This window comes from Streptomyces sp. NPDC015532, assembly GCF_043078065.1.
Taxonomy (GTDB): domain Bacteria; phylum Actinomycetota; class Actinomycetes; order Streptomycetales; family Streptomycetaceae; genus Streptomyces.
In genome coordinates this window covers 313,871-337,475 of sequence record NZ_JBIBSY010000001.1, presented here as the reverse complement: position 1 = coordinate 337,475, position 23,605 = coordinate 313,871, and the positions used below count along the sequence as shown (strand labels likewise).

Below are 23,605 nucleotides of genomic sequence, written 5' to 3'. Positions count from 1 at the left end.
GCCGAGACCGGTAGGTGATCTTCCGGAGACCTACGACACGATGTCCTTGCGCCGGAAGCCGCGGAAGGCCAGGGCGAACAGGACGAGGGCGTACGTCACGGAGACCGCCGCGCCCTGGATCATGCCTCCCCACTCCGGTGTCGGCTGGATGGCGTCGGCCCAGGCGAACTGCCAGTGGGCCGGCAGGAAGTCGCGCCAGTGGCCGAGTGCGGTGACCGCGTCCAGGACGTTGCCCACGATGGTCAGGCCGACCGCGCCGCCGACCGCGCCGAGCGGGGCGTCCGTCTTCGTCGACAGCCAGAACGCGAGCCCGGCGGTGACCAGTTGGGACACGAAGATGTACGCGATCACCGCGAACAGCCGCTGGGCGGCGGTGCCCGCGGAGAGCGCGCCGCCGGTGGGGATCTCCAGCGGGCCCCAGCCGTAGGCGGCGGTGCCCACGGCCAGCGCGACGACCGGCAGCAGGACCATCGCCGCGAGGCTGAGCCCGAGGGCGACGGTGAGCTTGGACCACAGCAGCCGGGCTCTGGGCACGGGCGCCGCCAGCAGGTAGCGCAGGGAGGACCAGCTCGCCTCGGAGGCGACGGTGTCCCCGCAGAACAGCGCGACCGGGATCACCAGGAGGAAGCCCGCCGAGACGAACAGGTTCACCGCGGCGAAGTTGGCGCCCGAGGCGGTGGCCGTGTCCAGCAGGGTGATCCGGCCGTTCCGCGCGCCCGGCTGACCACCGATCGCGAACGCGACGAGCAGGACGAAGGGCAGGGCCGCGAGGACCGACCCCATCACCAGGGTGCGGCGGCGCTTGAGCTGGCGGACGAGCTCGACGCGCAGCGGCAGGGTGCGGCTCGCCCGGTACCCGTCCGCCGTCTCGGTCCGCTGGAGTGTGCTCATGCGGAGCCTCCGATCAGGGTGAGGAACGCGTCTTCCAGACGGCGGTGGGGTCCCACCGACGCCACCGGTACTTCGAGGCGTACGAGTTCCACGACCAGGCGTTGCGCGCTGCCGCCGGTGTCGAGGCGGACCAGCAGCCCGTCCTCGGTCGCGACGGCCGAGAGGACGCCCGGCAGCGCGCCCACCTTCTCCACGACCGGCGCGTCGACGGGTGCCCCCGTGCCGACGAGCAGGGTGTCGCCGGAGCCGATGATCTCGGACACCGGGCCGGCCTGGACGAGCCGGCCGCGGTCCATGACCACGAGGTGGGTGCAGGACTGCTCGACCTCGGCGAGGAGATGGCTGGAGACGATGACGGTACGGCCCGCGGCCGCGTAGCGGATCATCACCTGGCGCATCTCGCGGATCTGCGGCGGGTCGAGGCCGTTGGTGGGTTCGTCCAGGATCAGCAGGTCCGGGAGGCCGAGCATGGCCTGGGCGATGGCGAGGCGCTGGCGCATGCCCTGGGAGTAGGTGCGCACCGCGCGGGCGAGGGCGTCGCCGAGTCCGGCGATCTCCAGGGCCTCCTCCAGGTGGGCGTCCTCGCGGGGACGGCCGGTGGCCTGCCAGTACAGCTCCAGGTTCTCGCGGCCGGTCAGGTGCGGGAGGAAGCCCGCGCCCTCGACGAACGCTCCGACCCGGGAGAGGACCGGCGCGCCGGGGCGGATCGCGTGCCCGAAGACGCGGACCTCGCCGTCGTCGGGCTGGATGAGGCCCATGAGCATGCGCAGCGTGGTGGTCTTGCCCGCGCCGTTCGGCCCGAGCAGGCCGAGGACCTGGCCCTTCTCCACGCGGAACGACAGGTCCCGTACGGCGTACCGGTCGGCGGACTTGGCGTAGCGCTTGCTCAGGCCGGTGATCTGGAGCGGGACTTCGGCCAGTCCGGGGTCGGCTGCCGGGGCGCTCGTACGGCGGCGGCCCGTCACCAGCAGGGCCAGGGCGGCGAGCGCGCCGGCGAGCGGCAGCCACCACACCCAGGAGGGCAGCGGCGCGGCGGCGGTCTTCACCGCGGGGGCCGTCGGCACCTGGAGGGCGCTCTTGAGGGACACCGTGTACGTGGCGGGGGCCACCGGGGAGGCGTAGCCGAGGTCGGTCGAGGCGAGGACCAGGCGCAGCCGGTGGCCCTTGCGGACCGCGTGGTCGACGGCGGGAAGGGTCAGGGACACGTCCTTGCCGCTCTTCGCGCCCTCGACGCGGACCGGGGTGACGAGCTGGGAGGGCAGTACCTGCTGGGTGCCGCCGGGTCCGACGTCGTACACCTTGCCGAAGAGGACCGCGTCGTCGGTGCTCGACCCGACGTGCACGGTGACGGTCGGCGAGCCGGTGATCCGCAGGTCGTCCCGGAAGGGAGCGGACTCGAAGCGGGCGTACTGGCCGGGGAAGTCCAGGGAGACCCCGAGGCCGAGGGTGGAGAGCTGGGCGAGGCCGCCGGAGCCGCCGAGTCCCGGCAGGGCCGAGATGGCGGGCGGACTGGCGCCCGCCGGGTTCTGGAAGCGCTGTTCACGGCCGGTCAGCTCAATCGTGCGGCGGCCGCTGTCCAGTCCGGGGTAGGTGTCCGAGCTCGCGCCGCGCAGCAGGGCGGCGCCGTCGGTGGAGTCGACCCCACCGGTGCGGGTGACGCGGAAGGCGGGGCCGGTGCCCGCGCCCTTGTCGTCCTTCAGGTAGCGGTCGAACCAGGAGACGACGCGGGAGGTGACGCGGTCCGTCTCCATGTCGCCGCCGTCGTGTCCGCCCGCGATCCAGTCGACGTCGACGGGGGCGCCGTTGGCCTTGACGGCCCTGGCCATCGCGTCGGCCTGGCCGAGCGTGAACAGGGAGTCGGACTGGCCCTGGGTGATGAGGGTGGGGACCTTGACGCGGTCGCCGACGGCGGAGGGGCTGCGCTCCTGGAGCAGCTTCGTCGCCGCCGCGTCCGGCTTACCGGACTCCGCGACCCGGTCGTACATCGCGCACAGCTCGGGCTCGAAGCGGGCGCAGCCGCCGCCGGAGTTGATGAAGATGCCGGCCCAGAGCTTCTTGAACACGCCGTTGGGGAACAGGGCGTCCGCGAGGTTCCAGTACGTGATCGACGGGGCGATGGCGTCGACGCGCCGGTCGTTCGCGGCGGCCAGCAGGGAGATCGCCCCGCCGTACGAGGCTCCCGCCACGCCCACGCGCGGGTCCCCGCTCCCGTCGAGCCGGACCTCGGGGCGCCGGGCGAGCCAGTCGACGAGCCGGGAGACGTCGGCGACCTCGGCCTTGGGGTCGTTCAGCCCGATCTTTCCGGTGGAACTGCCGAAGCCGCGCGCCGACCAGGTCAGGACCGCGTATCCGTCGCGGGCGAGCTTTTCCGCCTCGGCGCGTACGTCCGCCTTGCTGCCGCCGAAGCCGTGCGCGAGGAGGACGGCGGGGCGGCGGGGCGAGGACGGTCCCGCGGTGAAGTACGAGGTGTCGAGCCGCACTCCGCCGTCCATGGCCATGACGCGGTCGGAGCGGTGGACGGCGGGCGCGCCGTCGGAGGCGACGGCCGTCCAGGTGCCCGCGCCGGCGAGCACCACGAGGGCAGCGGCGGCGGCCGCCCATCGCCCGCGGGCTCGGGCCGCCGTGCGGCCGGAGGGGTGTCCCCGGCGCGGCCCGCGCGGCCGGGGCAGTCGAAGATCCATGGCTCAACCGTACGGGCGCCACCCGGCGGCAGGGACAGCCGCCGGGTTGAACCGGCACCCCTCCCGGGGAAGTACGGCGGGGGCCGCGTGTACCGCGTCCGTGGTACGAACGGGCCGTCAAGCCGCGGCGCGCCGCCGCCGTCCCGGGGCGCCGGGAGGTTCCCGTACGGGCCGGCGGGTCACGCCTGGGCGTCCTCCGGAATCGACACCAGCCAGCGGGTGTCGCGGCGCGGGCGCAGGTAGAAGGCCCAGTACAGGGTGGCGACGGCGGTGATGCCGCCGGTCCACAGCAGGTACTGCGTCTCCTGCTGGGTGAGGACGTAGGCGAGCACGACGATCAGCAGGATCGGCGTCGCAGGCCACAGCGGCATCCGCCAGGCGGGGGTGTGGCGGTGGTGGCCGCGCCGGGCGAGCAGGGCGGCGACCGCGACGAGCAGGTACATGGCGGTCACCGACACGCCCGTGACGCCGTACAGGGTGTCGAGGTTGACGAAGCAGAGGGCGGCGCCGGGGACGCCCACCAGCAGGGTGGCGACCCAGGGGGAGCCGAACCGGCCGAGCCTGGACAGGCCGTTGTTGACCGGCTCGGGCCACGCCTTGTCACGGGCCGAGGCGAACAGGACGCGCGAGTTCTGGATGACCATGACGATGCCCGCGTTGATGATCGCGAGGGCGACGCAGAGGCTGACGAACGTGCCGACGGCCGAGTTGGACCAGGCCGTGACCATGCCGCTGATGTCGCCGCCGGTGAGCTCCTTGATGTCGGAGGCGCCCAGGGTGATGGCGACGACCGGGACCAGGATCACGACCGTGGAGATCGCGAGGGTGGCCAGGACCGTGCGGGCGACGTTGCGCCGCGGGTTCTCCAGTTCCTCGGAGAGGTAGACGGCGGTCGAGAAGCCCTGGGTGGCGAAGAGGGCGATGGCGAGCCCGGAGATGACGAGCATGGCCGTCACGGCGTCGGTGTGTCCGCCGGTCCCGGCGACCTGCAGGGAGGTCAGGCTGCTCAGGCCCCGCTGGCTGTGCGTGAAGCCGAGCAGGGCCACCACACCGGCGGCGACGACTTCGAGGACCAGGAAGATGCCGGTGATCCAGGCGTTGGCGCGCAGGTCGAGCAGTCCGGCGAGGGTGGCCAGCAGCATCACGCCGGCGCCGGTCATCGCCGGGTCGAGGTGTACGAGCGGGGCGAGGTAGTCGGCGGTGCCGATGGCGATCACCGGCGGGACGATCATGACCACGAGCAGGGACATCACGAAGACGAGCCAGCCCGCGAGCCGTCCGGCCATCGTGGAGACCATGGCGTACTCGCCGCCCGCGCTGGGGATGAGGGTGCCCAGCTCCGAGTAGCAGAACGCCACGGCGACGCAGAGCAGCGAGCCGATCGCGATCGTGAGGGCGGTCGCGGTGCCGAGCGAGCCGAAGAGGTCGGGGATGACCACGAACAGCGTCGAGGCCGGGGTCACGCAGGACAGCGTCAGCAGGGTGCCGCCGACGACGCCGATGGAACGCTTGAGTGTCTTCGGGTTCCCCGTCTCCGTGGGGGCGGGGTCCAGGACGGCGGTCTCTGCGGGGCGGAGCGTGTCGGTCATCAAGCGGTTCCGATCGACTCGGGCGTCAGGTGGTTCGGGCGGGAGCGATATCGCCTCCGGCGGCTCGCGTCGTACTTCGTTCTCGTCCGCTCCCGCGCCGATGGAACCTTGACGGAAACCGTTGCGTCAATGGCCGTTCACCTACGGAATCCGCAGGAGTGGAGCGACGCACATCACATCACTTTCCCAGGCAAGGGCGCCATGGTGATGCAATCATCAAGAATTTTTCCGTCATGACCTTGCTTTCGCAGGTCGCGATGCCGAGTAACCTGCGTCACCCGTTTCATCACCACATGACGAGAACAGCAGTCACGCCGCCGAAACTCCCCGGAATTGGTCCGCATTCCGGACGGCACCCACGGACCGGACGGAGTCCCTGGGCTCGGCCGAGGTCAGGGTGACGACCCCGTTGAACGGCGGCGCCCCCATAACCATGGAGGCGGCAGCAGGCCGGGACGGCAGGATGCCCGGACCTCGGGAGGCCCGGAACGCGACGGTGCCCCGCCCCGGGCGAGGGGCGGGGCACCAGGGACGCGGACGCCTCAGTGGTTGCGGGGGAAGCCCAGGTCGACGCCCGCCGGTGCCTCCGACGGGTCCGGCCAGCGGGTGGTGACGACCTTGCCGCGCGTGTAGAAGTGCGTGCCGTCGTTGCCGTAGATGTGGTGGTCCCCGAACAGGGAGTCCTTCCAGCCTCCGAAGGAGTGGTAGCCGACGGGGACCGGGATCGGCACGTTCACGCCGACCATGCCCGCCTCGATCTCCAGCTGGAAGCGGCGGGCGGCGCCGCCGTCCCGGGTGAAGATCGCGGTGCCGTTGCCGAAGGGGGACGCGTTGATCAGCGCCACGCCCTCGTCGTAGGTGTCCACGCGCAGCACGCACAGCACCGGGCCGAAGATCTCGTCCTTGTACGCGTCCGCCGTCACCGGCACACGGTCCAGCAGCGACAGGCCGATCCAGTGACCGTCCTCGTGGCCCTCGACCGTGTAGCCCGTGCCGTCGAGGACGACCTCGCAGCCCTGGTCGGCGGCGCCCTTCACGTACGACGCCACCTTGTCGCGGTGGACGGCCGTGATGAGCGGGCCCATCTCCGACGTCGGGTCGTTGCCGGGACCGATCTTGATCTTCTCGGCGCGCTCACGGATCTTGGCCACCAGCTCGTCGCCGACGGAACCGACCGCCACGACGGCGGAGATCGCCATGCAGCGCTCGCCGGCGGAGCCGTACGCGGCCGAGACGGCGGCGTCGGCCGCGGCGTCCAGGTCGGCGTCCGGCAGGACCAGCATGTGGTTCTTGGCGCCGCCGAGGGCCTGGACCCGCTTGTGGTTCGCGGCGGCGGTGGTGTGGATGTAGCGGGCGATCGGGGTCGAGCCCACGAAGGACACCGCGGCGACGTCCGGGTGCTCCAGGAGCCGGTCGACGGCCACCTTGTCACCGTGCACGACGTTGAAGACACCGTCGGGCAGGCCCGCCTCGGCCAGCAGCTCGGCGAGCTTCATCGCGGCCGACGGGTCCTTCTCCGAGGGCTTGAGGACGAAGGTGTTGCCGCAGGCGATGGCGATCGGGAACATCCACATCGGGACCATGGCCGGGAAGTTGAACGGCGTGATGCCCGCGACGACACCCAGCGGCTGGCGGATCGAGGACACGTCGACCCGGGAGGCCACCTCGGTCGACAGCTCGCCCTTGAGCTGCGTCGTGATCGCGCAGGCCAGCTCGACGATCTCCAGACCGCGCGCGACCTCGCCGAGCGCGTCCGAGTGCACCTTGCCGTGCTCGGCGGTGATCAGCTCGGCGATCGCGTCCCGGTTGGCGTCGAGCAGCGCGCGGAACGCGAACAGGATCGTGGTCCTCCTGGCCAGCGAGGACCGGCCCCAGGTCGCGTAGGCGTCCTTCGCGGCGGCGACCGCGGCGTCGACCTCCTCGGCGGTCGCGAAGGCGACCTTCGTGGTCACGGCGCCGGTCGCCGGGTCGGTGACCGGCCCGTACGTACCCGACGCACCCTCGACGGTCTTGCCACCGATCCAGTGGTCGACGGTCTTCGTCATGGCCATGCACTCCTTCACAGATGGCGGCGTCGGGCGGCGACGTGCCGGTCGTACTCCTCACGGGCCTTGACCGCGGACGGTCGGGTCGCGGTCTCGGCCACAGGTACATCCCACCAGGCCTGGGCCGGAGGCGCGCCCGACACTGTGTCTGCCGTTTCGGTCTCCACGTAGACACAAGTGGGAGTGTCCGCCTCGCGCGCCTCTGCCAGGGCCGCCCGCAGGTCACGCACGGTCCTCGCGCGCAGGACCCGCATCCCCAGACTGGCCGCGTTGGCCGCGAGATCCACCGGCAGGGGCGCCCCCGTGTACGTACGGTCCGCGGCCAGCGCGCGGTACGCCGTGCCCAGGCGCTCGCCGCCCACGGACTCCGAGAGCCCGCCGATAGAGGCGTACCCGTGGTTCTGGAGGATGACCACCTTGATCGCGACGCCCTCCTGGACCGCGGTGACGATCTCGGTCGGCATCATCAGATACGTACCGTCGCCGACCAGCGCCCACACCGGCCGGTCCGGGGCCGCCATCCGCACACCGATCGCGGCCGGGATCTCGTAGCCCATGCACGAATAGCCGTACTCGACGTGGTACTGGTCCCGCGACCGCGCCCGCCACAGTTTGTGCAGGTCGCCGGGGAGCGAGCCGGCCGCGTTGATCAGGATGTCGTCCTCGGTGACCAGCTCGTCGAGGACGCCGAGGACCTGCGGCTGGGTGGGCCGGGTGTCGATGTCCTCGGCGTCGTAGGCCGCGTCGACGCGGTGCTCCCAGCGCTCCTTGCCGTCCGTGTACTCGGTGACGTACGCGGGCTCCGCGCGGTGGCGGTCCGCCGGCAGGGCCCCGGTGAGCGCTTCGAGACCCGCGCGGGCGTCGGCGATCAGCGGAGAGCCGGCGAGTTTGTGACCGTCGTACGGAGCGATGTTGAGGTTGAGGAAGCGGACGCCCGGGGCCGTGAACAGCGTGCCCGAGGCGGTGGTGAAGTCGGTGTAGCGGGTGCCGACCCCGATCACCAGGTCGGCGGTGCGGGCGAGCTCGTCGGCGGTCGCCGTGCCGGTGTGCCCGATGCCGCCGACGTCCTGGGGGTGGTCCCAGCGCAGCGAGCCCTTGCCCGCCTGGGTGGAGGCGACGGGAATGCCGGTGGCCGAGGCGAACGCGGCGAGCGCCTCCTCGGCGCGGCTGTGGTGGACGCCGCCGCCCGCGACGATCAGCGGCCGCCGGGCGGCGCGGACCGCCTCGACGGCCCGGGTCAGCTCCACGGCGTCGGGCGCCTGGCGCCGTACGGTCCAGGTCCGCTCGGCGAAGAACTCCTCCGGCCAGTCGTACGCCTCCGTCTGCACGTCCTGCGGCAGCGCGAGCGTGACGGCGCCGGTGTCGACGGGGTCGGTGAGCACGCGCATCGCCTGGAGGGCCGCGGGGATCAGGGCCTCGGGGCGGGTGATCCGGTCGAAGTACCTCGACACCGGGCGCAGACAGTCGTTGACCGAGACGTCCCCGGCGAAGGGGACCTCCAGTTGCTGGAGCACCGGGTCGGCGGGGCGGGCCGCGAAGACGTCGCCGGGCAGGAGCAGCACCGGCAGGTGGTTGACGGTGGCGAGCGCGGCGCCGGTGACGAGGTTGGTGGCGCCGGGCCCGATGGAGGTGGTCACGGCGTGCGCCGACAGCCGGCCGCACTGACGGGCGTAGCCGACGGCCGCGTGCACCATGGCCTGTTCGTTGCGCCCCTGGTGGTACGGCATCAGGGGCGACGCGGGAGGTGTCCCGCCGCCGGGCACGGTGGCGTGCTCGACGAGCGCCTGGCCGATCCCCGCGACGTTCCCGTGGCCGAAGATGCCCCAGACGGCGCCGATCAGCCGGCGGCGCGCGCCGTCCCGTTCGGTGTACTGCGCGGCCAGGAACCGCACCAGCGCCTGCGCCACCGTCAGCCTCGTCGTCGAGGTCATCGGTACCCCCCTGTGCCCTTCGCGTGTCCCGGGTGGAAGCGGATCCGCCACTCCCTGTCCCCGCCCGGCCCCGCCATGACGTTCAGGTAGTACATGGTGTGACCGGGCTGGGCGATGGACGGGCCGTGCCATCCGTCGGGGACGAGGACGGCGTCGCCGGTGCGGACCTCGGCGAGGACGTCCGAACCGCCCTCACGGGAGGGGAAGACGCGCTGATAGCCGAACCCGTCCGGTCCCTCGATCTCGAAGTAGTAGATCTCCTCCAGCAGGGACTCCACACCGGGCAGGTGTTCGTCGTGCTTGTGCGGCGGATACGAGGACCAGTTGCCGCCCGGGGTGATCACCTCCACGGCGATGAGCCGGTCGCACGCGAAGACGTCCGCGGCGGCGAAGTTGCGTACCTGGCGGGCGCAGTTGCCGCTGCCGCGGTCTTCGACGGGAACCTCCGGCGCGGGGCCGTAGCGGGCGGGGAGTCGGCGCTCGCACTTCGCTCCTGCCAGGGCGAAGCGGCCTCCCGCGCCGGAGGCGATCTGGGCCCGGGCCTCACGGGGAACGTACGCGAAGTCGGAGACTCCGTCGAACACGCTCCGCCTGCCCAGGAGTTGGAACTCCTGCTCTTCCGTACCGTCCTTGGTGCGCACCGTGCAGCCGCCGCCGAGCGGGAGCACGATCCACTCGCTGTCCCCGGTGGTGAACGTATGGGTGCCGCCGGGGGCCAGCTCCACGATCCGCAGGCTGCTGTGGGTCCAGCCGGCCCGTTCGGGGCCGATGTCGAGGGCGTGGTGGGCGTCGGCGGCGGTGCCCGCGGGCACGTACAGCTCGTTGCTCGGACGACTCATGCGGCCCTCACAGAAGTCCTACGGCGGTGTCCACGGCCGCGGCGACATCGCCGTCCGCGGGGTACAGCAGCGAACGCCCCACCACCAGGCCCTGCACGGTGGGGAGTTGGAGCGCCCCGCGCCATTTCTCGTACGCGCCCTCCTGGTCCTCGCCGACATCGCCGCCGAGCAGGACGGCGGGCAGCGTGGAGGTCTCCATGACCCGGGCCATGTCGTCGGGGTTCTCGGTGACGGGGACCTTCAGCCAGGTGTACGCCGAACTGCCGCCCAGGCCGCCGGCGATGGCGATGGACTTGGTGACGGCCTCGGCGCTCAGATCGTTGCGCAGGGAGCCGTCGTCCCGGCGACGGCAGAGGAACGGCTCGACGAAGACCGGAAGCCGCCGTTCGGCCATGTCGTCGATGACGCGGGCGGCGGACTCCAGGGTGCGCAGCGACCCTGGATCGTCGTAGTCGATGCGCAGCAGCAGTTTGCCGGCGTCGAAGCCGAGCCGTTCGATGTCCCGCGGGCGGTACCCGGTGAAGCGGTCGTCCAGTTCGAAGGCGGAGCCCGCGAGTCCGCCCCGGTTCATCGAGCCGATGACCACCTTGCCGTCGAGCACGCCGAGCAGCAGCAGGTCGTCCAGTATGTCGGCGGTGGCGAGCACGCCGTCGACCCCGGGGCGCGAGAGCGCGACGCACAGGCGTTCCAGCAGACCGGCGCGCCCCGCCATGGCCATCCTCCGGTCGCCGACGGCCAGCATGCCGCGTGCCGGGTGGTCCGCGGCGACGATCATCAGCCGTCCGGAGCCGTCGACCAGCGGCCGCCGCACCCGCCGGGCTGCGGCCTCCGCGATGGCCTCGGGGTGGCGGGCACGGGCCCGCACGAGGGCGGAGACGTCGACACGCACCGGCGCGGGCCCGTCGCCGCCCTGTTCGGGGCGGGCTCCCCCGACGTGGCCCGCCCTCACCGCACCGCTCCGGCGGAGAGGGCCTGTTCGATCTCGCGCTCGGTGGGCATCGCGGAGGAGCACTCCAGCCGGGAGGCGACGATGGCGCCCGCCGCGTTCGCGTGACGCATGACCTTCTCCAGGTCCCAGCCGGCGAGGAGTCCGTGGCAGAGGGAGCCGCCGAACGCGTCCCCGGCACCGAGGCCGTTGAGGACCTCGACCGGGAGGGGCGGGACCTCGGCGGTGGTGCCGTCGCGGTGGACGGCGAGGACGCCCTTGGGGCCCTGCTTCACCACGGCGAGCTCGACGCCGGCTTCGAGGAGGGCGGCGGCGGCCGCGTGCGGCTCGCGTTCCCCCGTGGCGACCTCGACCTCGTCGAGGTTGCCGACGGCGACGGTGGCGTGGCGCAGGGCCTCCGCGTAGAAGGGGCGCGCGGAGGAGGCCGGGTCGTCCGGGTCCGGGGTCTCCCGGGCCGTGTTCGGGCGGGCTGGGCTTGTCCAGAACGTGGGGCGCCAGTCGAGGTCGAAGACCGTCGTGCCGGAGCGGGCCCGGTGGGCCAGGGCGGCGAGGGTGGCCGTGCGGCTGGGCTCCGCGCTCAGGCCCGTGCCCGTCATCCAGAAGACACGGGCCTCGCGCACGGCGTCGAGGTCGAGTTCGTCGACGCCGATCTCCAGGTCGGGGGCCTTGGGCTCCCGGTAGAAGTACAGCGGGAAGTCGTCCGGCGGGAAGATCTCGCAGAAGGTGACCGGCGTCGGCAGTCCCGGGACCGAGGTGACCCAGCGGTCGTCGACACCGAAGTCCCGCAACGCCTCACGCAGATAGGTTCCGAAGGGGTCCGCACCCGTTCGGGTGACGACGGCCGTACGCCGTCCGAGCCGCGCGGCCGCCACCGCGACGTTGGTCGCCGAGCCGCCGAGGAACTTGCCGAAGGAGGTCACCCGGGACAGCGGGACACCCGTCTGCAACGGGTAGAGGTCCACACCGATCCGCCCCATGGTGATCAGCTCGTACGCCATCGAGTTCCCTTCTCCGCGGTCCCTGCGGCTGCCCCCAGGTCTAGTCCCGCGAGGGGACCCTGTCAACGTTTTGTCCAGACATTCGGACCAGGGCTTGACACCTCCAGGGAGCCGCCGGAAGCTGACGCCCATGACGTCGTTGCCGCCGCAGTCATCGCCGCAGCCACCACCCGGACCCTCCCCGAGGTCGTCACCGCGGTCGTCACCTCCCTCCTCACTGTCGCGCATCCGGATCGGTTCGGCCCCCGACTCCTGGGGCGTCTGGTTCCCCGACGACCCCGGGCAGGTCCCCTGGCAGCGCTTCCTCGACGAGGTCTCCGGCTCCGGCTACGAGTGGATCGAGCTCGGCCCGTACGGCTATCTGCCCACCGATCCGGACGTCCTGCGGGAGGAGACCGCCCGGCGCGGGCTCAGCGTCTCGGCGGGCACCGTCTTCACCGGGCTGCACCGGGGTCCCGACGTGTGGGAGTCCACCTGGGCTCACGTCTCGGACATCGCTGCGCTCGCCCAGGCGATGGGCGCCGGGCATCTCGTGGTCATCCCGGCCTTCTGGCGGGACGACAAGACCGGCGCGGTGCTGGAGGACAGCGTGCTGACGCCGGCCCAGTGGCGCGATCTGACCGCCCAGACCGAGCGGCTCGCCCATGAGGTGCGCGAGCGCTACGGGCTGCGCGTCGTCGTCCATCCGCACGCCGACACGCACATCGACAGCGAGGAGAACGTCACCCGTTTCCTCGACGCGACCGATTCCTCGCTGGTGTCGCTCTGTCTGGACACGGGCCACTACGCCTACTGCGGCGGCGACAGCGTCAAGCTCATCGAGACGTACGGCGAACGCGTCGGCTATCTCCACCTCAAGCAGGTGGACCCGCAGGTGCTGGCCGGGGTACGGGCCGAGGAGCTGCCGTTCGGGCCCGCCGTCGCACGCGGTGTGATGTGCGAACCGCCCTCCGGCGTACCGGCACTGGAGCCCGTCCTCGCCGCCGCGCAGGACCTCGGCGTCGAGCTCTTCGCGATCGTCGAGCAGGACATGTACCCGTGTCCGCCGGACAAGCCGCTTCCCATCGCCCGGCGCACCCGGGCGTTCCTGCGCTCCTGCGGGGCCTGACACCCGCCTACCGGGGCACCCGGACCCCTGGCCCGCCGGGTGTTCGGGGCCTGCCGGGCGTTCGGGACCGGCGGGTGTTCGGGGCCCGGCGGGTCGTCAGGGCCACCGAGTCGCACGGGGCGGGGTCACCGGGCCGCCCGAGGTCCGTCAGGGTCACCGGGCCGCCCGGTGACCCCGCCCCGTGCGGCGACCGAAAGGCACCGGCGCCTCCACCCCCGTCCGCACCACCGGCGCCACTCGCACCACCCGCTCCACCCCGCTACCGCCAATGCGTCACTCGTGTCACAAATAACACCCCTGTGTCACGCATGTCGCGTTTACGCGGGTCTTGGGTCACACCCGGTCGACAGTCACAGTCCAGCGCTCACGCTGCGTCGTTCACCGGGCACACGCTTTGTGATCACCAGCGCAGCGCCCGGCTCCCCCGACGACCGTCCCAGGCCGCCGCCGCGGCGCGCGCGGGGAGGTGCCACTCATGACCGACCGCACGCTCTGGTCGTACAAGGAGATCGCCGCGCACATCAAGGTGCAGCCGGACACCGTCCGGTCCTACCGCAAGCACGGGCTGCTGCCGCCGCCCGACCACGTCGAGGCCGGAAAGCCCTACTGGTACGCCGACACCGTCCGTGCCTGGGTCGCCTCCCGCCCGGGAAACCGGGGCCGCGGCGACAGATGACTCCGCACGGGGTTCTCGACCCCGGGCCCCTCTCCCGGCGGCGCCTCACCTCCGGGTGGGGCGCCGCCCCGAATTCGATTGCCGTCGCACCGGCCGCCCGTCGATGATCCAGCGATGAGCTTCTCCGAGAAACCCGTCCTCGTCGGCGAGAAGACCCTGCTGCGGCCGTTCACGCCCGACGACGTCCCGGTGATGACCGGGATCCTCGGCGACCCCGAGGTCCTGCGGCTCACCGGCAGCCCCGACGAGGAGCTGGGGCCGGAGCGGCTGCGCTCCTGGTACGCGACGCGCAACGAGCAGCCGGACCGGCTGGACCTCGGCGTGGTGGACCGCGCCACCGGTGAACTGGTCGGCGAGGCCGTCCTTTACGAGTGGGACCGGCACAACCACAACTGCGTGTTCCGCATCCTCATCGGACCGCGCGGCCGGGACCGGGGGCTCGGCACCGAGGCCACCCGGCTCATCGTCGGACACGCCTTCGAGCAACTGGCCCTGCACCGCGTCTCGCTGTACGTCTTCGCCTTCAACCCCCGCGCCCGACGCGCCTACGAGAAGGCCGGGTTCGTGGCCGAGGGGATCGAACGCCAGACGCTGCTCCAGGGCGGCGAGTGGATCGACGCCGTACGGATGTCGGTCCTGGCCCACGAGTGGGCCGCCCACCGGGGACATCCCACCGGCCCGACGGGCGTCAGCTCCACGGCTCGATGACCGTCACCCCCGATCCCGGTGCCGAGCCCATCGCCGCCAGTGCCGCCGGCGCGGCGTCCAGGGTGATGGTGGACGTCACCAGGAGGTCGGGCCGCAGGATCCCGGCGCGGACCGACTCAAGGAGCGGCGGGTAGGCGTGGGCCGCCATCCCGTGGCTGCCGAGGAGTTCGAGTTCGAGGGCGATCACCCGGGCCATCGGGACCGGGGTGACACCGGTCGGTGAGGGCAGCAGGCCGACCTGGACATGGCGGCCGCGGCGGCGCAGGCCGTCGATCGAGGCCGCGCACGTGCCGGGCGATCCGAGGGCGTCCAGCGACAGGTGCGCGCCACCGCCGGTCAGTTCACGGACCGCCCGCGCCGGGTCGGCCACGACGGAGGCGTCCACGCACTCCGCCGCCCCGAACCTTCGCGCCAGACCGAGCGCCTCGGAGGACACGTCGACGGCCACGACCCGCGCCCCGGAGGCCGCCGCGATCATCACCGCCGAAAGGCCCACGCCGCCGCAGCCGTGCACCGCGACCCACTCCCCCGGGGCCACCCGCCCCTGGGCGGCCACCGCCCGGAACGCCGTGGCGAACCGGCATCCCAGCGAGGCCGCCGTCGCGAAGGACAGCTCCGGCGGCAGCGGGATCAGGTTCACCTCCGCGTGGTCGAGCGCCACGTACTGGGCGAAGGAGCCCCAGTGGGTGAACCCCGGCTGGGTCTGCCGCTCGCACACCTGCTGGTCGCCCGCCGCGCAGGCGGGGCAGCTTCCGCAGGCGCAGACGAACGGGACGGTGACCCGGTCGCCGGGGCGATGGCCGCTCACCCCGGCGCCCACCGCCTCGATCACCCCGGCCAGTTCATGGCCCGGAACGTGCGGCAGCGCGATGTCCGGGTCGTGGCCCATCCAGCCGTGCCAGTCGCTGCGGCACAGCCCCGTGGCCTCCACCCGCACCACCACCCCTTGCTCCGCGGGCGCCGGGTCCGCCACCTCCCGGACCTCGGCCGGCTCCCCGTACCGCTCGAACACCACTGCCCGCATCCGCTCCCGCCCTCCACTCGGAGATCAGCTCCAGCGGAAACGCTATCCGCGTGCCTCGGCCCTGTCCCGGCCGGACTCCGCCGATGCGTCCGGCACCGCGTCCGGCACCGGCTCGGCCCTGGACACCGTGTCCGGGACCGGCTCTGCGGCCGGAGCCGGCCGCGGAGTCTCCGCCTCGCTGAGGCCGAACCGGTCGTGGAAGCGCCGCAGGGGTCCGGGCGCCCACCAGGTGGCCTTGCCCGTCAGACGCATGACCGCCGGGACCAGCAGGCTCCGCACGACCATCGCGTCCATCAGGACGGCCAGCGCGACGCCCAGTCCGAGCATCTTGGTGTTGGCCACCCGGGAGGTGCCGATGGCGACCATCACCACCGCGAGGATGACCGCGGCCGCGGTGATCAGTCCCCCGGTGCGCTGGAGTCCGAAGCGGACCGCCTCCCGGTGGTCGCCGGTGTGGTCGTACTCCTCCTTGATGCGGGAGAGGAGGAAGACGCCGTAGTCCATGGACAGACCGAAGGCCACGCAGAACATCAGGACCGGGAGGGTCGTCTCGATCGACCCGGAGCTGGTGAAGTCGAGGAGGCCGGAGAGATGGCCGTCCTGGAAGACCCAGACCACCGCGCCGAACATCGCGGTCAGACTCAGCGCGTTGAGCAGGACCGCCTGGACCGGGATCAGCACGCTGCCCGTCAGCAGGAACACCAGGAGCAGGGTGACGATCGCGATGAAGCCGGCCGCCCACGGGAGCCGGTCGGCTATCGCGTGCTTGGAGTCGACCAGAACGGCCGCGGTGCCGGTCACGGAGGTGCCGAACGGAGCGTCGGCCGCCCGGAGTTCGCCCACCAGCCGCTGGGCCCCCTCGTCCACGGCCTCGCCCTTCGGCAGCACCGAGAAGTAGGCGGCGTCGCCCTTCACCAGCGGGCCGTCCACCCGCAGCACCTCGGGCAGCGCGGCGATCCGCTCCCGGTACCGGGCGTACTCCGTCTGCGTGGCGCTCCCCTCGGCCAGCACCTCCAGAGCGCCGCCGGGGCTGCCCGGGAAGCCGTCGCGGATGTGCTGCTGGACGATGTGCGACTCCGCGCCCGAGGGCAGCTGCCGGTCGTCGGCCGTGCCGAACTTGACGCCCAGGAAGGGCAGTCCGAGCACGATGAGGCCGGCCGTGGTGGCCACCGCGAAGAGCGGTGCCCTGCGCATGACGAGGGCGGCCGTGCGGCCCCACACGGCTCCGCCGCCGGACGGGTCCTGCCTTCCGCGCCGGAACAGCCGCCGCAGGTCCAGGGAGTTCACCCGGTCGCCGAGGAGCATCAGAGCGGCGGGGAGCAGGATCAGGGCGGCGGCCGCGGCGAGCAGCACGACGGCGATGCCCGCGTAGGCGAAGGAGCGCAGGAAGTACTGCGGGAAGACCAGCATCGCGGCCAGCGACACGGCGACCGTGAGGGAGGAGAAGAGAACGGTCCGGCCCGCGGTGCGCAGGGTGACACCGATCGCGGCGCGCGGCGGGGCGCCGGTGGCCAGCTCCTCGCGGAACCTGCGGACGATGAACAGGGCGTAGTCGATGGCGAGGCCGAGACCGAGGGCCGTCGTCAGGTTCATCGCGAAGACCGATACGTCCGTGACCTCGGTGAGTCCGCGCAGCACGGCGTTGGTGCCGAGGATCGCGATGATCCCGACCCCGAGCGGGAGCAGGGCCGCGACGGCGCTGCCGAAGACCATGACCAGCAGCAGGAGGGTCACCGGGAGGGCGATCATCTCGGCCCGGGTGAGGTCCTCCTTGATGGTCGTCTGCATCTCGTGCCGTACGGCGATCGGTCCGCCGACCTCGACCTCGACGGGCCCGCTCTTCCCTCGGTAGGAGGATGCGAGGCGGTCCAGGGTGTCGGCCGCGGCCGTCTCGTCGCCGGTGATCCGGGCGGCGATCAGCGCTTCGTGGCCGTCGCGTGCCTTGAGCGCGGGTGAACCGGACTGCCAGTACGAACCGACGCCGGTGACACCGTGCTCGGCGGCCAGACGTGCCGCGATCCGTTTCGCCTCCGCGGCGACCGAGGGGTCGTCGACCGAGGCCGCGCCCGCGTCGAGAAGGAGCAGCAGATTGGGCTGCGAGGCGGGGAACTCCCGTTCCAGCGCCTTGGTCGCGTACGTGGACTGCGCGGTGGGGTCCTCCCAGCCGCCGCTGCCCAGCCGGTCCGCGACCCCGCTGCCGGCGACCACGGCGAGCGCGGTCAGCAGGAGGGCGACGAGCAGGGAGAGCCGCGGCCGCGCGGTGACGAACCGGGTCCAGCCGCCGAGGCGCGCACCCCCGCCCGTACGGCCGGCCGAGGCCGTACCCGTACCCCCGCCCGTACCCGTACCCCCGCCCGGGCCTTCGCTCCCGCCCGGGTCCCTGCCGGGCCTCTTCGCGGGCCCGTCGTCCGCGCCGTCGACTTCGGACATGATGCGGTGTCCCCTTCACCGTGACCCGATGACCCGCATCCGTGCAGGCATCATGGATCGCCCATTGCCATAGACTGGCAAACACGAGTCATCGCTCGCGTTTCTCAAGAATGCGAGTGACCGCTCGCGTTTGTCAATCGTGTCCCGAGAAGCTGGGGATGACCCGTGCCCGAGAAGCAGCAGACCGAGGAGCCCCCGGAGCACCCGCGGCCGGCCGAGGAGAAGCCGCGCCGCCGCCAGGCCCGCGGCGAGCGCCGCGTCGCCCAGCTCCTGGAAGCGGCCGCCTCGGTGTTCTGCCGGTCCGGCTACACCGCGGCGAGCACCAACGCCATCGCCCGCGAGGCCGGCGTCTCCCCCGGCACGCTCTACCAGTTCTTCCCGAACAAGGAGGCCATCGCCGTCGGCCTCAGCGACCAGCTCCTCGACCACTGGGCCCGCTCGCACGGACAGGCGCTCGCCCAGGAGAACGCCGGCCTCCCGCTGGACCGGATGCTCAACGCGGTCCTCGACCCGCTGATCGCGTTCAACGTCGAGAACCCGGCCTTCGCCGTCCTGATGCACGGCGCCGACACCCCGGGGGTGATCGTCGAGGAGATCGGCACCCTGCACGGCACCCTCCTCGCCCGCGTCGAGGAGATGATCGCCGCCCGCCTGCCGGACATGCCCTCCGACGAGCGCACCCGCACGGCGAACATGACGGTCCACCTGTTCAAGGCCGGTCTCACCCTGGTCATGTCCCACGAGGGCGCCGAACGGGACGCCTACATCGCGGAGCTGAAGACGGTCATGCACCGCTACCTGAAGCCCCTGCTCGAAAGCGGGTCACCCGCCGGACGCTGAGCCGCGCCGGACGGGATCGACACCGGCGTTCCGGCCCGCGACATCGGGGACATGTGTCATAAGATTCGGACAAATCGACAGCGATCCGCGGCATCGATCCGTCCGCACGCCCCCGCGTCCCCCACCTGGGGCCGTCCCGGCGCGCCGGGACGCGGGTCCCCCGCCCCTGCCGGCGTACGGCGACATTTCTTGGAGAAATACCCCCTAGGGGTATAGTGTGGTGAACATCGAGGGGAACCCTGGGTTCCCAGGGGTCCCTCCCTCACACGCACGCCCCAGAACGCCTCGATGAGGAGTAACGCCATGACCGCCCAGACAGGCACCCCGGGTTCCGTCACCACCGTCTACCAGGTGAGCGGCATGAGCTGCGGACACTGCGAAGGCTCCGTCAGCGGCGAGATCTCCGCGATCCCCGGCGTGAGCTCGGTGAAGGCCGTCGCCTCGACCGGTGAGGTCACCGTCGTCTCCGCCGCCGCGCTCGACGAGAGCGCCGTCCGCGCCGCGGTCGACGAGGCGGGCTTCGAGCTCGCCGGCCAGGCCTGAGCGACCCCGCAGCTCTTCCTCTCCGTACCGGGCCGTGCCGACCGGCTGATACCGGCTCCGCGCGGCCCGGCCCCTTACTGGAGCCGCACCATGACCACCGCAGCACCCGAGACACCGATAGGCACGGCCTCGGAGATCGAGCTCTCCATCGGCGGGATGACCTGCGCCTCCTGCGCGGCCCGCGTCGAGAAGAAGCTCAACCGCATGGACGGCGTCACCGCCACGGTCAACTTCGCGACGGAGAAGGCCAAGGTCTCCTACCCCGAGGGGGTACGGGTCGCCGATCTGATCGCCACCGTGGTCAGGACGGGCTACACCGCCGAGGAGCCCCCGCCGCCCGCGCCGCCCGAGCAGCAGGCGCCGCCCGCCAACGACGATCCCGAGACCGCCTCCCTGCGCGAGCGGCTGACCGTCTCCGCGGTGCTCGCCCTGCCCGTCGTCCTCATGTCGATGATCCCCGCCCTCCAGTTCGAGAACTGGCAGTGGCTCTCCCTGACGCTCGCCGCCCCCGTCGTGGTCTGGGGCGGGCTGCCCTTCCACCGGGCCGCCGTGACGAACGCGCGGCACGGCGCGGCCACCATGGACACCCTGGTCTCGGTCGGCACCCTCGCCGCGTTCGGCTGGTCCCTGTGGGCGCTCTTCTTCGGCGACGCGGGGATGCCGGGCATGCGGCACGGCTTCGAGTTCACCGTCTCCCGTACGGACGGGACCTCCACGCTCTATCTGGAGGTCGCCGCGGGTGTCGTCGCGTTCATCCTGCTCGGCCGCTTCCTGGAGGCCCGCTCCAAGCGGCGCGCCGGGGCGGCGCTGCGGGCGCTGCTGGAGCTCGGCGCCAAGGACGTCAGCGTCCTGCGGGACGGCCGTGAGGTCCGCGTCCCCGTGGCACGGCTGGCGGTCGGCGACCGCTTCGTCGTACGGCCCGGCGAGAAGATCGCCACCGACGGGACCGTCGTCGAGGGCACGTCGGCCGTGGACGCGTCCATGCTGACCGGCGAGTCGGTGCCGGTGGACGTGGGCGTCGGGGACGCCGTCACCGGTGCGACCGTGAACGCCGGGGGCCGGCTCGTCGTCGAGGCCGGCCGGATCGGCGCGGACACCCAGCTCGCGCGGATGGCCCGGCTCGTGGAGGACGCGCAGAACGGCAAGGCCGAGGTGCAGCGGCTCGCCGACCGGATCTCCGGGGTCTTCGTGCCCGTCGTGCTGGTGATCGCGCTCGGCACCTTCGGGGCCTGGATCGCGGTCACGGGGGACACGGTCGCGGCCTTCACCGCCGCCGTCGCGGTGCTGATCATCGCCTGCCCGTGCGCGCTCGGTCTGGCCACCCCGACCGCCCTGATGGTCGGCACCGGCCGCGGCGCCCAGCTCGGCATCCTGATCAAGGGGCCCGAGGTCCTGGAGTCCACCCGCCGGGTCGACACCGTCCTGCTGGACAAGACCGGCACGGTGACGACGGGCCGCATGAGCCTGCACGAGGTGTACGTCGCCGGGGGGCGGGCCGAGGAAGACGTCCTGAGGCTCGCGGGAGCCCTGGAACACGCCTCCGAGCATCCGGTTGCCCGAGCGATCGCGGCAGGCGCTCAGGAGCGCGTCGGTGCCCTTCCGGCGCCCGAGCACTTCGAGAACGTGCCGGGGCGGGGCGTGCGCGGGCGGGTGGAGGGCCACGAGGTCACCGTCGGCCGGTTCCCGGGCACGCTGCCGGCAACGCTTGCGGACGCGAAGAACGCGGCCGAGGCGGCGGGGCGTACGGCCGTCGTGGTCACCCTGGACCGCAGGGCGGCGGGCGTGCTGGCCGTCGCCGACACGGTCAAGGAGACCAGCGCCGAGGCCGTACGCGCGCTGCGGGACCTCGGGCTCACGCCGATGCTGCTGACCGGGGACAACCGGGCGGTCGCCGAGGCCGTGGCACGGGAGGTCGGCATCGCCCCGGCCGACGTGTTCGCCGAGGTGCTGCCCGAGGACAAGGTCGCCGTGGTCCAGCGGCTGCGGGGCGAGGGGCGGACGGTCGCGATGGTCGGCGACGGGGTGAACGACGCGGCGGCGCTCGCCACCGCCGATCTGGGCCTCGCGATGGGCACGGGGACGGACGCGGCGATCGAGGCGAGCGATCTGACGCTCGTGCGCGGGGATCTGCGGGTGGCCGCGGACGCGATCCGGCTGGCCCGCGCCACGCTGTCGACGATCAAGGGAAACCTGGTCTGGGCCTTCGGCTACAACGTGGCGGCGCTTCCGCTGGCCGCCGCCGGCCTGCTGAACCCCATGATCGCGGGGGCGGCGATGGCCTTCTCCTCCGTCTTCGTGGTCACGAACAGCCTTCGACTGAGAGCATTCGCGTGACGACAGACCACGAGTCCCCCTAGAGTCCAACGGGAGCCTCACATAAGCTCTTCACAAGGCTCGCGCATCTTCCTTACGATTGGTCCTCGATTCCCATATCGGGGCTCTTGCCTATCTTCAGGACATATGCAAGAGATCCAGATCACAGTGATGTGAACGTAACCACCGAAGGGGTTCGTCAGTCTAAGTTGGCGATGTCAGAAGCGTCTTGGGGGGCGTGACTGGCATCTGGGGATGTCTTGGGGGACGTTCCCGGAAATTGCGTCGCCGGGGCACGTACAGCGGGGAGCTTTGAGCGGCCCTCCCGATCCGTACGCGTCCCGGCAGATCGCACCGCACCACCGCAGTACGGCGAGTTCAGCTCGCCCGGCTCACCGTCGGCTTCGTGCCGGCACACAGCGATTCAGGCGCTGTCCCACAGACGCCCGGCCGGATCCCGTGGGGGGAATCCGCACCGGGACAAGGAAAGCGCCCTGACTGCCGGCCCGTGGGGGGACCAGTAGCAGGGCGCTTTCCGTTTTTCCGCCTGGGTACGAGACCGCCGGGCCCCGCGTACGGGACCCGGCGATCTGTCGTGCAGGCGTCAGCGAGCCTCGACCGGCACGAAGTCGCGCTCGACGATGCCCGTGTAGATCTGACGCGGGCGGCCGATGCGGGAGCCGGGCTCCTTGATCATCTCGTGCCACTGGGCGATCCAGCCCGGCAGCCGGCCGAGGGCGAACAGGACCGTGAACATCTCGGTCGGGAAGCCCATGGCGCGGTAGATCAGGCCGGTGTAGAAGTCGACGTTCGGGTAGAGGTTGCGCGAGACGAAGTAGTCGTCCGAGAGCGCGTGCTCCTCCAGCTTCAGGGCGATGTCCAGCAGCTCGTCGGACTTGCCGAGAGCGGACAGGACGTCGTGCGCGGCGGCCTTGATGATCTTCGCGCGCGGGTCGAAGGACTTGTACACCCGGTGGCCGAAGCCCATCAGGCGGACGCCGTCCTCCTTGTTCTTCACCTTGCGGATGAAGGAGTCGACGTCGCCGCCGTTGGCCTGGATGCCTTCAAGCATCTCCAGGACGGACTGGTTGGCGCCGCCGTGCAGCGGGCCCCACAGCGCGGAGATGCCGGCGGAGATCGAGGCGAACATGTTCGCCTGCGAGGAGCCGACCAGACGCACGGTGGAGGTCGAACAGTTCTGCTCGTGGTCGGCGTGCAGGATCAGCAGCTTGTCGAGCGCGGAGACGACCACCGGGTCGAGCTCGTAGTCCTGCGCGGGGACCGAGAAGGTCATGCGCAGGAAGTTCTCGACGTAGCCGAGGTTGTTGCGCGGGTACACGAAGGGGTGACCGACCGACTTCTTGTACGCGTAGGCCGCGATCGTCGGAAGCTTGGCGAGAAGCCGGATGGTGGAGAGGTTGCGCTGCTTCTCGTCGAACGGGTTGTGGCTGTCCTGGTAGAAGGTCGACAGCGCCGAGACGACCGAGGAGAGCATCGCCATCGGGTGGGCGTCGCGCGGGAAGCCCCGGTAGAAGTTCTTGACGTCCTCGTGCAGCAGGGTGTGCTGCGTGATCTCGTTCTTGAAGGTGGAGAGCTCGTCGATGTTCGGGAGCTCACCGTTGATCAGCAGGTAGGCCACCTCCAGGAAGGTGGAACGCTCGGCCAGCTGCTCGATCGGGTAGCCCCGGTAGCGGAGGATGCCCTGCTCACCGTCGAGATAGGTGACCGCGGATTTATACGCGGCGGTGTTGCCGTACCCGCTGTCCAGCGTCACCAGACCGGTCTGGGCGCGGAGCTTGCCGATGTCGAAGCCCTTGTCGCCGACGGTGCTGTCGATCACCGGGTAGGTGTACTCGCCATCGCCGAACCGCAGTACTACAGAGTTGTCGCTCACGTCATCCCTCACCGACGTTGTGCCTCTTCTTCGAGGTGCCCTGACTGTCTCTACCATCCCCCATTTGGCCCTGGAGAGTGCACTCGGGGTCGACCATTGGGCCTATTGGCGGCACTCAGTGCCGCCAACCTGCTCATCCTGCCGCGTTC

At 71.8% G+C, this 23,605-nt stretch carries 17 protein-coding genes; 6 read left to right on the top strand and 11 right to left on the bottom strand.

Annotated elements, in window-relative coordinates; all coding sequences use genetic code 11:
• Window positions 1–30: 30 nt before the first annotated feature.
• From ACF07B_RS01405 to iolC, 8 genes are all read right to left on the bottom strand, one after another.
• Entirely contained in the window at window positions 31–891 is an 861-nt protein-coding gene (locus tag ACF07B_RS01405; protein WP_369483483.1) for an ABC transporter permease, read from the bottom strand.
• The gene (locus tag ACF07B_RS01400) at window positions 888–3,572 is read right to left on the bottom strand and encodes an alpha/beta fold hydrolase (RefSeq protein WP_392177344.1); all 2,685 of its coding nucleotides are present in this window, start codon (window positions 3,570–3,572) and stop codon (window positions 888–890) included. Before ACF07B_RS01400 ends, ACF07B_RS01405 begins: the two co-directional genes overlap by 4 nt.
• A 179-nt stretch (window positions 3,573–3,751) precedes the next feature.
• The gene (locus ACF07B_RS01395; RefSeq protein WP_392177343.1) at window positions 3,752–5,161 is read right to left on the bottom strand and encodes an APC family permease; all 1,410 of its coding nucleotides are present in this window, start codon (window positions 5,159–5,161) and stop codon (window positions 3,752–3,754) included.
• A gap of 542 nt (window positions 5,162–5,703) precedes the next feature.
• Entirely contained in the window at window positions 5,704–7,206 is a 1,503-nt protein-coding gene (mmsA, locus tag ACF07B_RS01390; RefSeq protein ID WP_369483480.1) for a CoA-acylating methylmalonate-semialdehyde dehydrogenase, read from the bottom strand.
• Window positions 7,207–7,220: 14 nt separating this feature from the next.
• Window positions 7,221–9,137, bottom strand: coding sequence for a 3D-(3,5/4)-trihydroxycyclohexane-1,2-dione acylhydrolase (decyclizing) (gene iolD / locus ACF07B_RS01385; protein WP_392177342.1), 1,917 nt, complete (start codon window positions 9,135–9,137; stop codon window positions 7,221–7,223).
• The gene (gene iolB / locus ACF07B_RS01380; protein WP_369483478.1) at window positions 9,134–9,976 is read right to left on the bottom strand and encodes a 5-deoxy-glucuronate isomerase; all 843 of its coding nucleotides are present in this window, start codon (window positions 9,974–9,976) and stop codon (window positions 9,134–9,136) included. The genes iolD and iolB overlap by 4 nt, the downstream gene beginning before the upstream one ends.
• 7 nt (window positions 9,977–9,983) lie before the next feature.
• Window positions 9,984–10,865, bottom strand: coding sequence for a deoxyribose-phosphate aldolase (locus ACF07B_RS01375; protein ID WP_392177940.1), 882 nt, complete (start codon window positions 10,863–10,865; stop codon window positions 9,984–9,986).
• 56 nt (window positions 10,866–10,921) lie between these two features.
• Complete coding sequence (iolC, locus tag ACF07B_RS01370; RefSeq protein ID WP_392177341.1) at window positions 10,922–11,920, bottom strand: 5-dehydro-2-deoxygluconokinase; 999 nt, start codon at window positions 11,918–11,920, stop codon at window positions 10,922–10,924.
• Window positions 11,921–12,050: 130 nt separating this feature from the next.
• On the opposite strand from iolC, the gene ACF07B_RS01365 reads away from it, so the two are divergent.
• From ACF07B_RS01365 to ACF07B_RS01355, 3 genes are all read left to right on the top strand, one after another.
• Window positions 12,051–13,028: a sugar phosphate isomerase/epimerase gene (locus tag ACF07B_RS01365; RefSeq protein ID WP_328669210.1), complete on the top strand. Its 978-nt coding sequence runs from the start codon at window positions 12,051–12,053 to the stop codon at window positions 13,026–13,028.
• Window positions 13,029–13,503: 475 nt separating this feature from the next.
• Entirely contained in the window at window positions 13,504–13,704 is a 201-nt protein-coding gene (locus tag ACF07B_RS01360; RefSeq protein WP_369483474.1) for a helix-turn-helix transcriptional regulator, read from the top strand.
• A 114-nt stretch (window positions 13,705–13,818) separates the two neighbouring features.
• Window positions 13,819–14,412, top strand: a complete 594-nt coding sequence (locus ACF07B_RS01355; RefSeq protein WP_392177340.1) for a GNAT family N-acetyltransferase — start codon at window positions 13,819–13,821, stop codon at window positions 14,410–14,412.
• On the opposite strand, the gene ACF07B_RS01350 is transcribed toward ACF07B_RS01355, so the two are convergent.
• Both ACF07B_RS01350 and ACF07B_RS01345 read right to left on the bottom strand, forming a co-directional pair.
• Window positions 14,393–15,436 (bottom strand): zinc-dependent alcohol dehydrogenase family protein, encoded by a 1,044-nt coding sequence (locus tag ACF07B_RS01350; protein WP_392177339.1) that lies wholly within the window; start codon window positions 15,434–15,436, stop codon window positions 14,393–14,395. The two genes, ACF07B_RS01355 and ACF07B_RS01350, sit on opposite strands and share 20 nt — an antisense overlap.
• Before the next feature lie 42 nt (window positions 15,437–15,478).
• Window positions 15,479–17,866, bottom strand: coding sequence for an MMPL family transporter (locus tag ACF07B_RS01345; protein WP_392177338.1), 2,388 nt, complete (start codon window positions 17,864–17,866; stop codon window positions 15,479–15,481).
• Window positions 17,867–18,031: 165 nt separating this feature from the next.
• On the opposite strand from ACF07B_RS01345, the gene ACF07B_RS01340 reads away from it, so the two are divergent.
• From ACF07B_RS01340 to ACF07B_RS01330, 3 genes are all read left to right on the top strand, one after another.
• Entirely contained in the window at window positions 18,032–18,706 is a 675-nt protein-coding gene (locus tag ACF07B_RS01340; protein WP_392177337.1) for a TetR/AcrR family transcriptional regulator, read from the top strand.
• 303 nt (window positions 18,707–19,009) lie between these two features.
• The gene (locus ACF07B_RS01335) at window positions 19,010–19,249 is read left to right on the top strand and encodes a heavy-metal-associated domain-containing protein (protein WP_362390115.1); all 240 of its coding nucleotides are present in this window, start codon (window positions 19,010–19,012) and stop codon (window positions 19,247–19,249) included.
• A 90-nt stretch (window positions 19,250–19,339) separates the two neighbouring features.
• Window positions 19,340–21,583 (top strand): heavy metal translocating P-type ATPase, encoded by a 2,244-nt coding sequence (locus ACF07B_RS01330; protein WP_392177336.1) that lies wholly within the window; start codon window positions 19,340–19,342, stop codon window positions 21,581–21,583.
• Between the two features lie 583 nt (window positions 21,584–22,166).
• Here the strand turns inward: ACF07B_RS01330 and ACF07B_RS01325 are convergent.
• Window positions 22,167–23,456, bottom strand: coding sequence for a citrate synthase (locus ACF07B_RS01325; RefSeq protein WP_351862848.1), 1,290 nt, complete (start codon window positions 23,454–23,456; stop codon window positions 22,167–22,169).
• Window positions 23,457–23,605: the final 149 nt, after the last annotated feature.

Excerpts from the sequence above, each read along its gene's own strand:
- ACF07B_RS01405 (WP_369483483.1), bottom strand. The coding sequence starts at position 891 with ATGAGCACACTCCAGCGGACCGAGACGGCGGACGGGTACCGGGCGAGC.
- ACF07B_RS01400 (WP_392177344.1), bottom strand. The coding sequence starts at position 3,572 with ATGGATCTTCGACTGCCCCGGCCGCGCGGGCCGCGCCGGGGACACCCC.
- ACF07B_RS01395 (WP_392177343.1), bottom strand. The coding sequence starts at position 5,161 with ATGACCGACACGCTCCGCCCCGCAGAGACCGCCGTCCTGGACCCCGCC.
- mmsA (WP_369483480.1), bottom strand. The coding sequence starts at position 7,206 with ATGACGAAGACCGTCGACCACTGGATCGGTGGCAAGACCGTCGAGGGT.
- iolD (WP_392177342.1), bottom strand. The coding sequence starts at position 9,137 with ATGACCTCGACGACGAGGCTGACGGTGGCGCAGGCGCTGGTGCGGTTC.
- iolB (WP_369483478.1), bottom strand. The coding sequence starts at position 9,976 with ATGAGTCGTCCGAGCAACGAGCTGTACGTGCCCGCGGGCACCGCCGCC.
- iolC (WP_392177341.1), bottom strand. The coding sequence starts at position 11,920 with ATGGCGTACGAGCTGATCACCATGGGGCGGATCGGTGTGGACCTCTAC.
- ACF07B_RS01365 (WP_328669210.1), top strand. The coding sequence starts at position 12,051 with ATGACGTCGTTGCCGCCGCAGTCATCGCCGCAGCCACCACCCGGACCC.
- ACF07B_RS01360 (WP_369483474.1), top strand. The coding sequence starts at position 13,504 with ATGACCGACCGCACGCTCTGGTCGTACAAGGAGATCGCCGCGCACATC.
- ACF07B_RS01355 (WP_392177340.1), top strand. The coding sequence starts at position 13,819 with ATGAGCTTCTCCGAGAAACCCGTCCTCGTCGGCGAGAAGACCCTGCTG.
- ACF07B_RS01350 (WP_392177339.1), bottom strand. The coding sequence starts at position 15,436 with ATGCGGGCAGTGGTGTTCGAGCGGTACGGGGAGCCGGCCGAGGTCCGG.
- ACF07B_RS01345 (WP_392177338.1), bottom strand. The coding sequence starts at position 17,866 with ATGTCCGAAGTCGACGGCGCGGACGACGGGCCCGCGAAGAGGCCCGGC.
- ACF07B_RS01335 (WP_362390115.1), top strand. The coding sequence starts at position 19,010 with ATGACCGCCCAGACAGGCACCCCGGGTTCCGTCACCACCGTCTACCAG.
- ACF07B_RS01330 (WP_392177336.1), top strand. The coding sequence starts at position 19,340 with ATGACCACCGCAGCACCCGAGACACCGATAGGCACGGCCTCGGAGATC.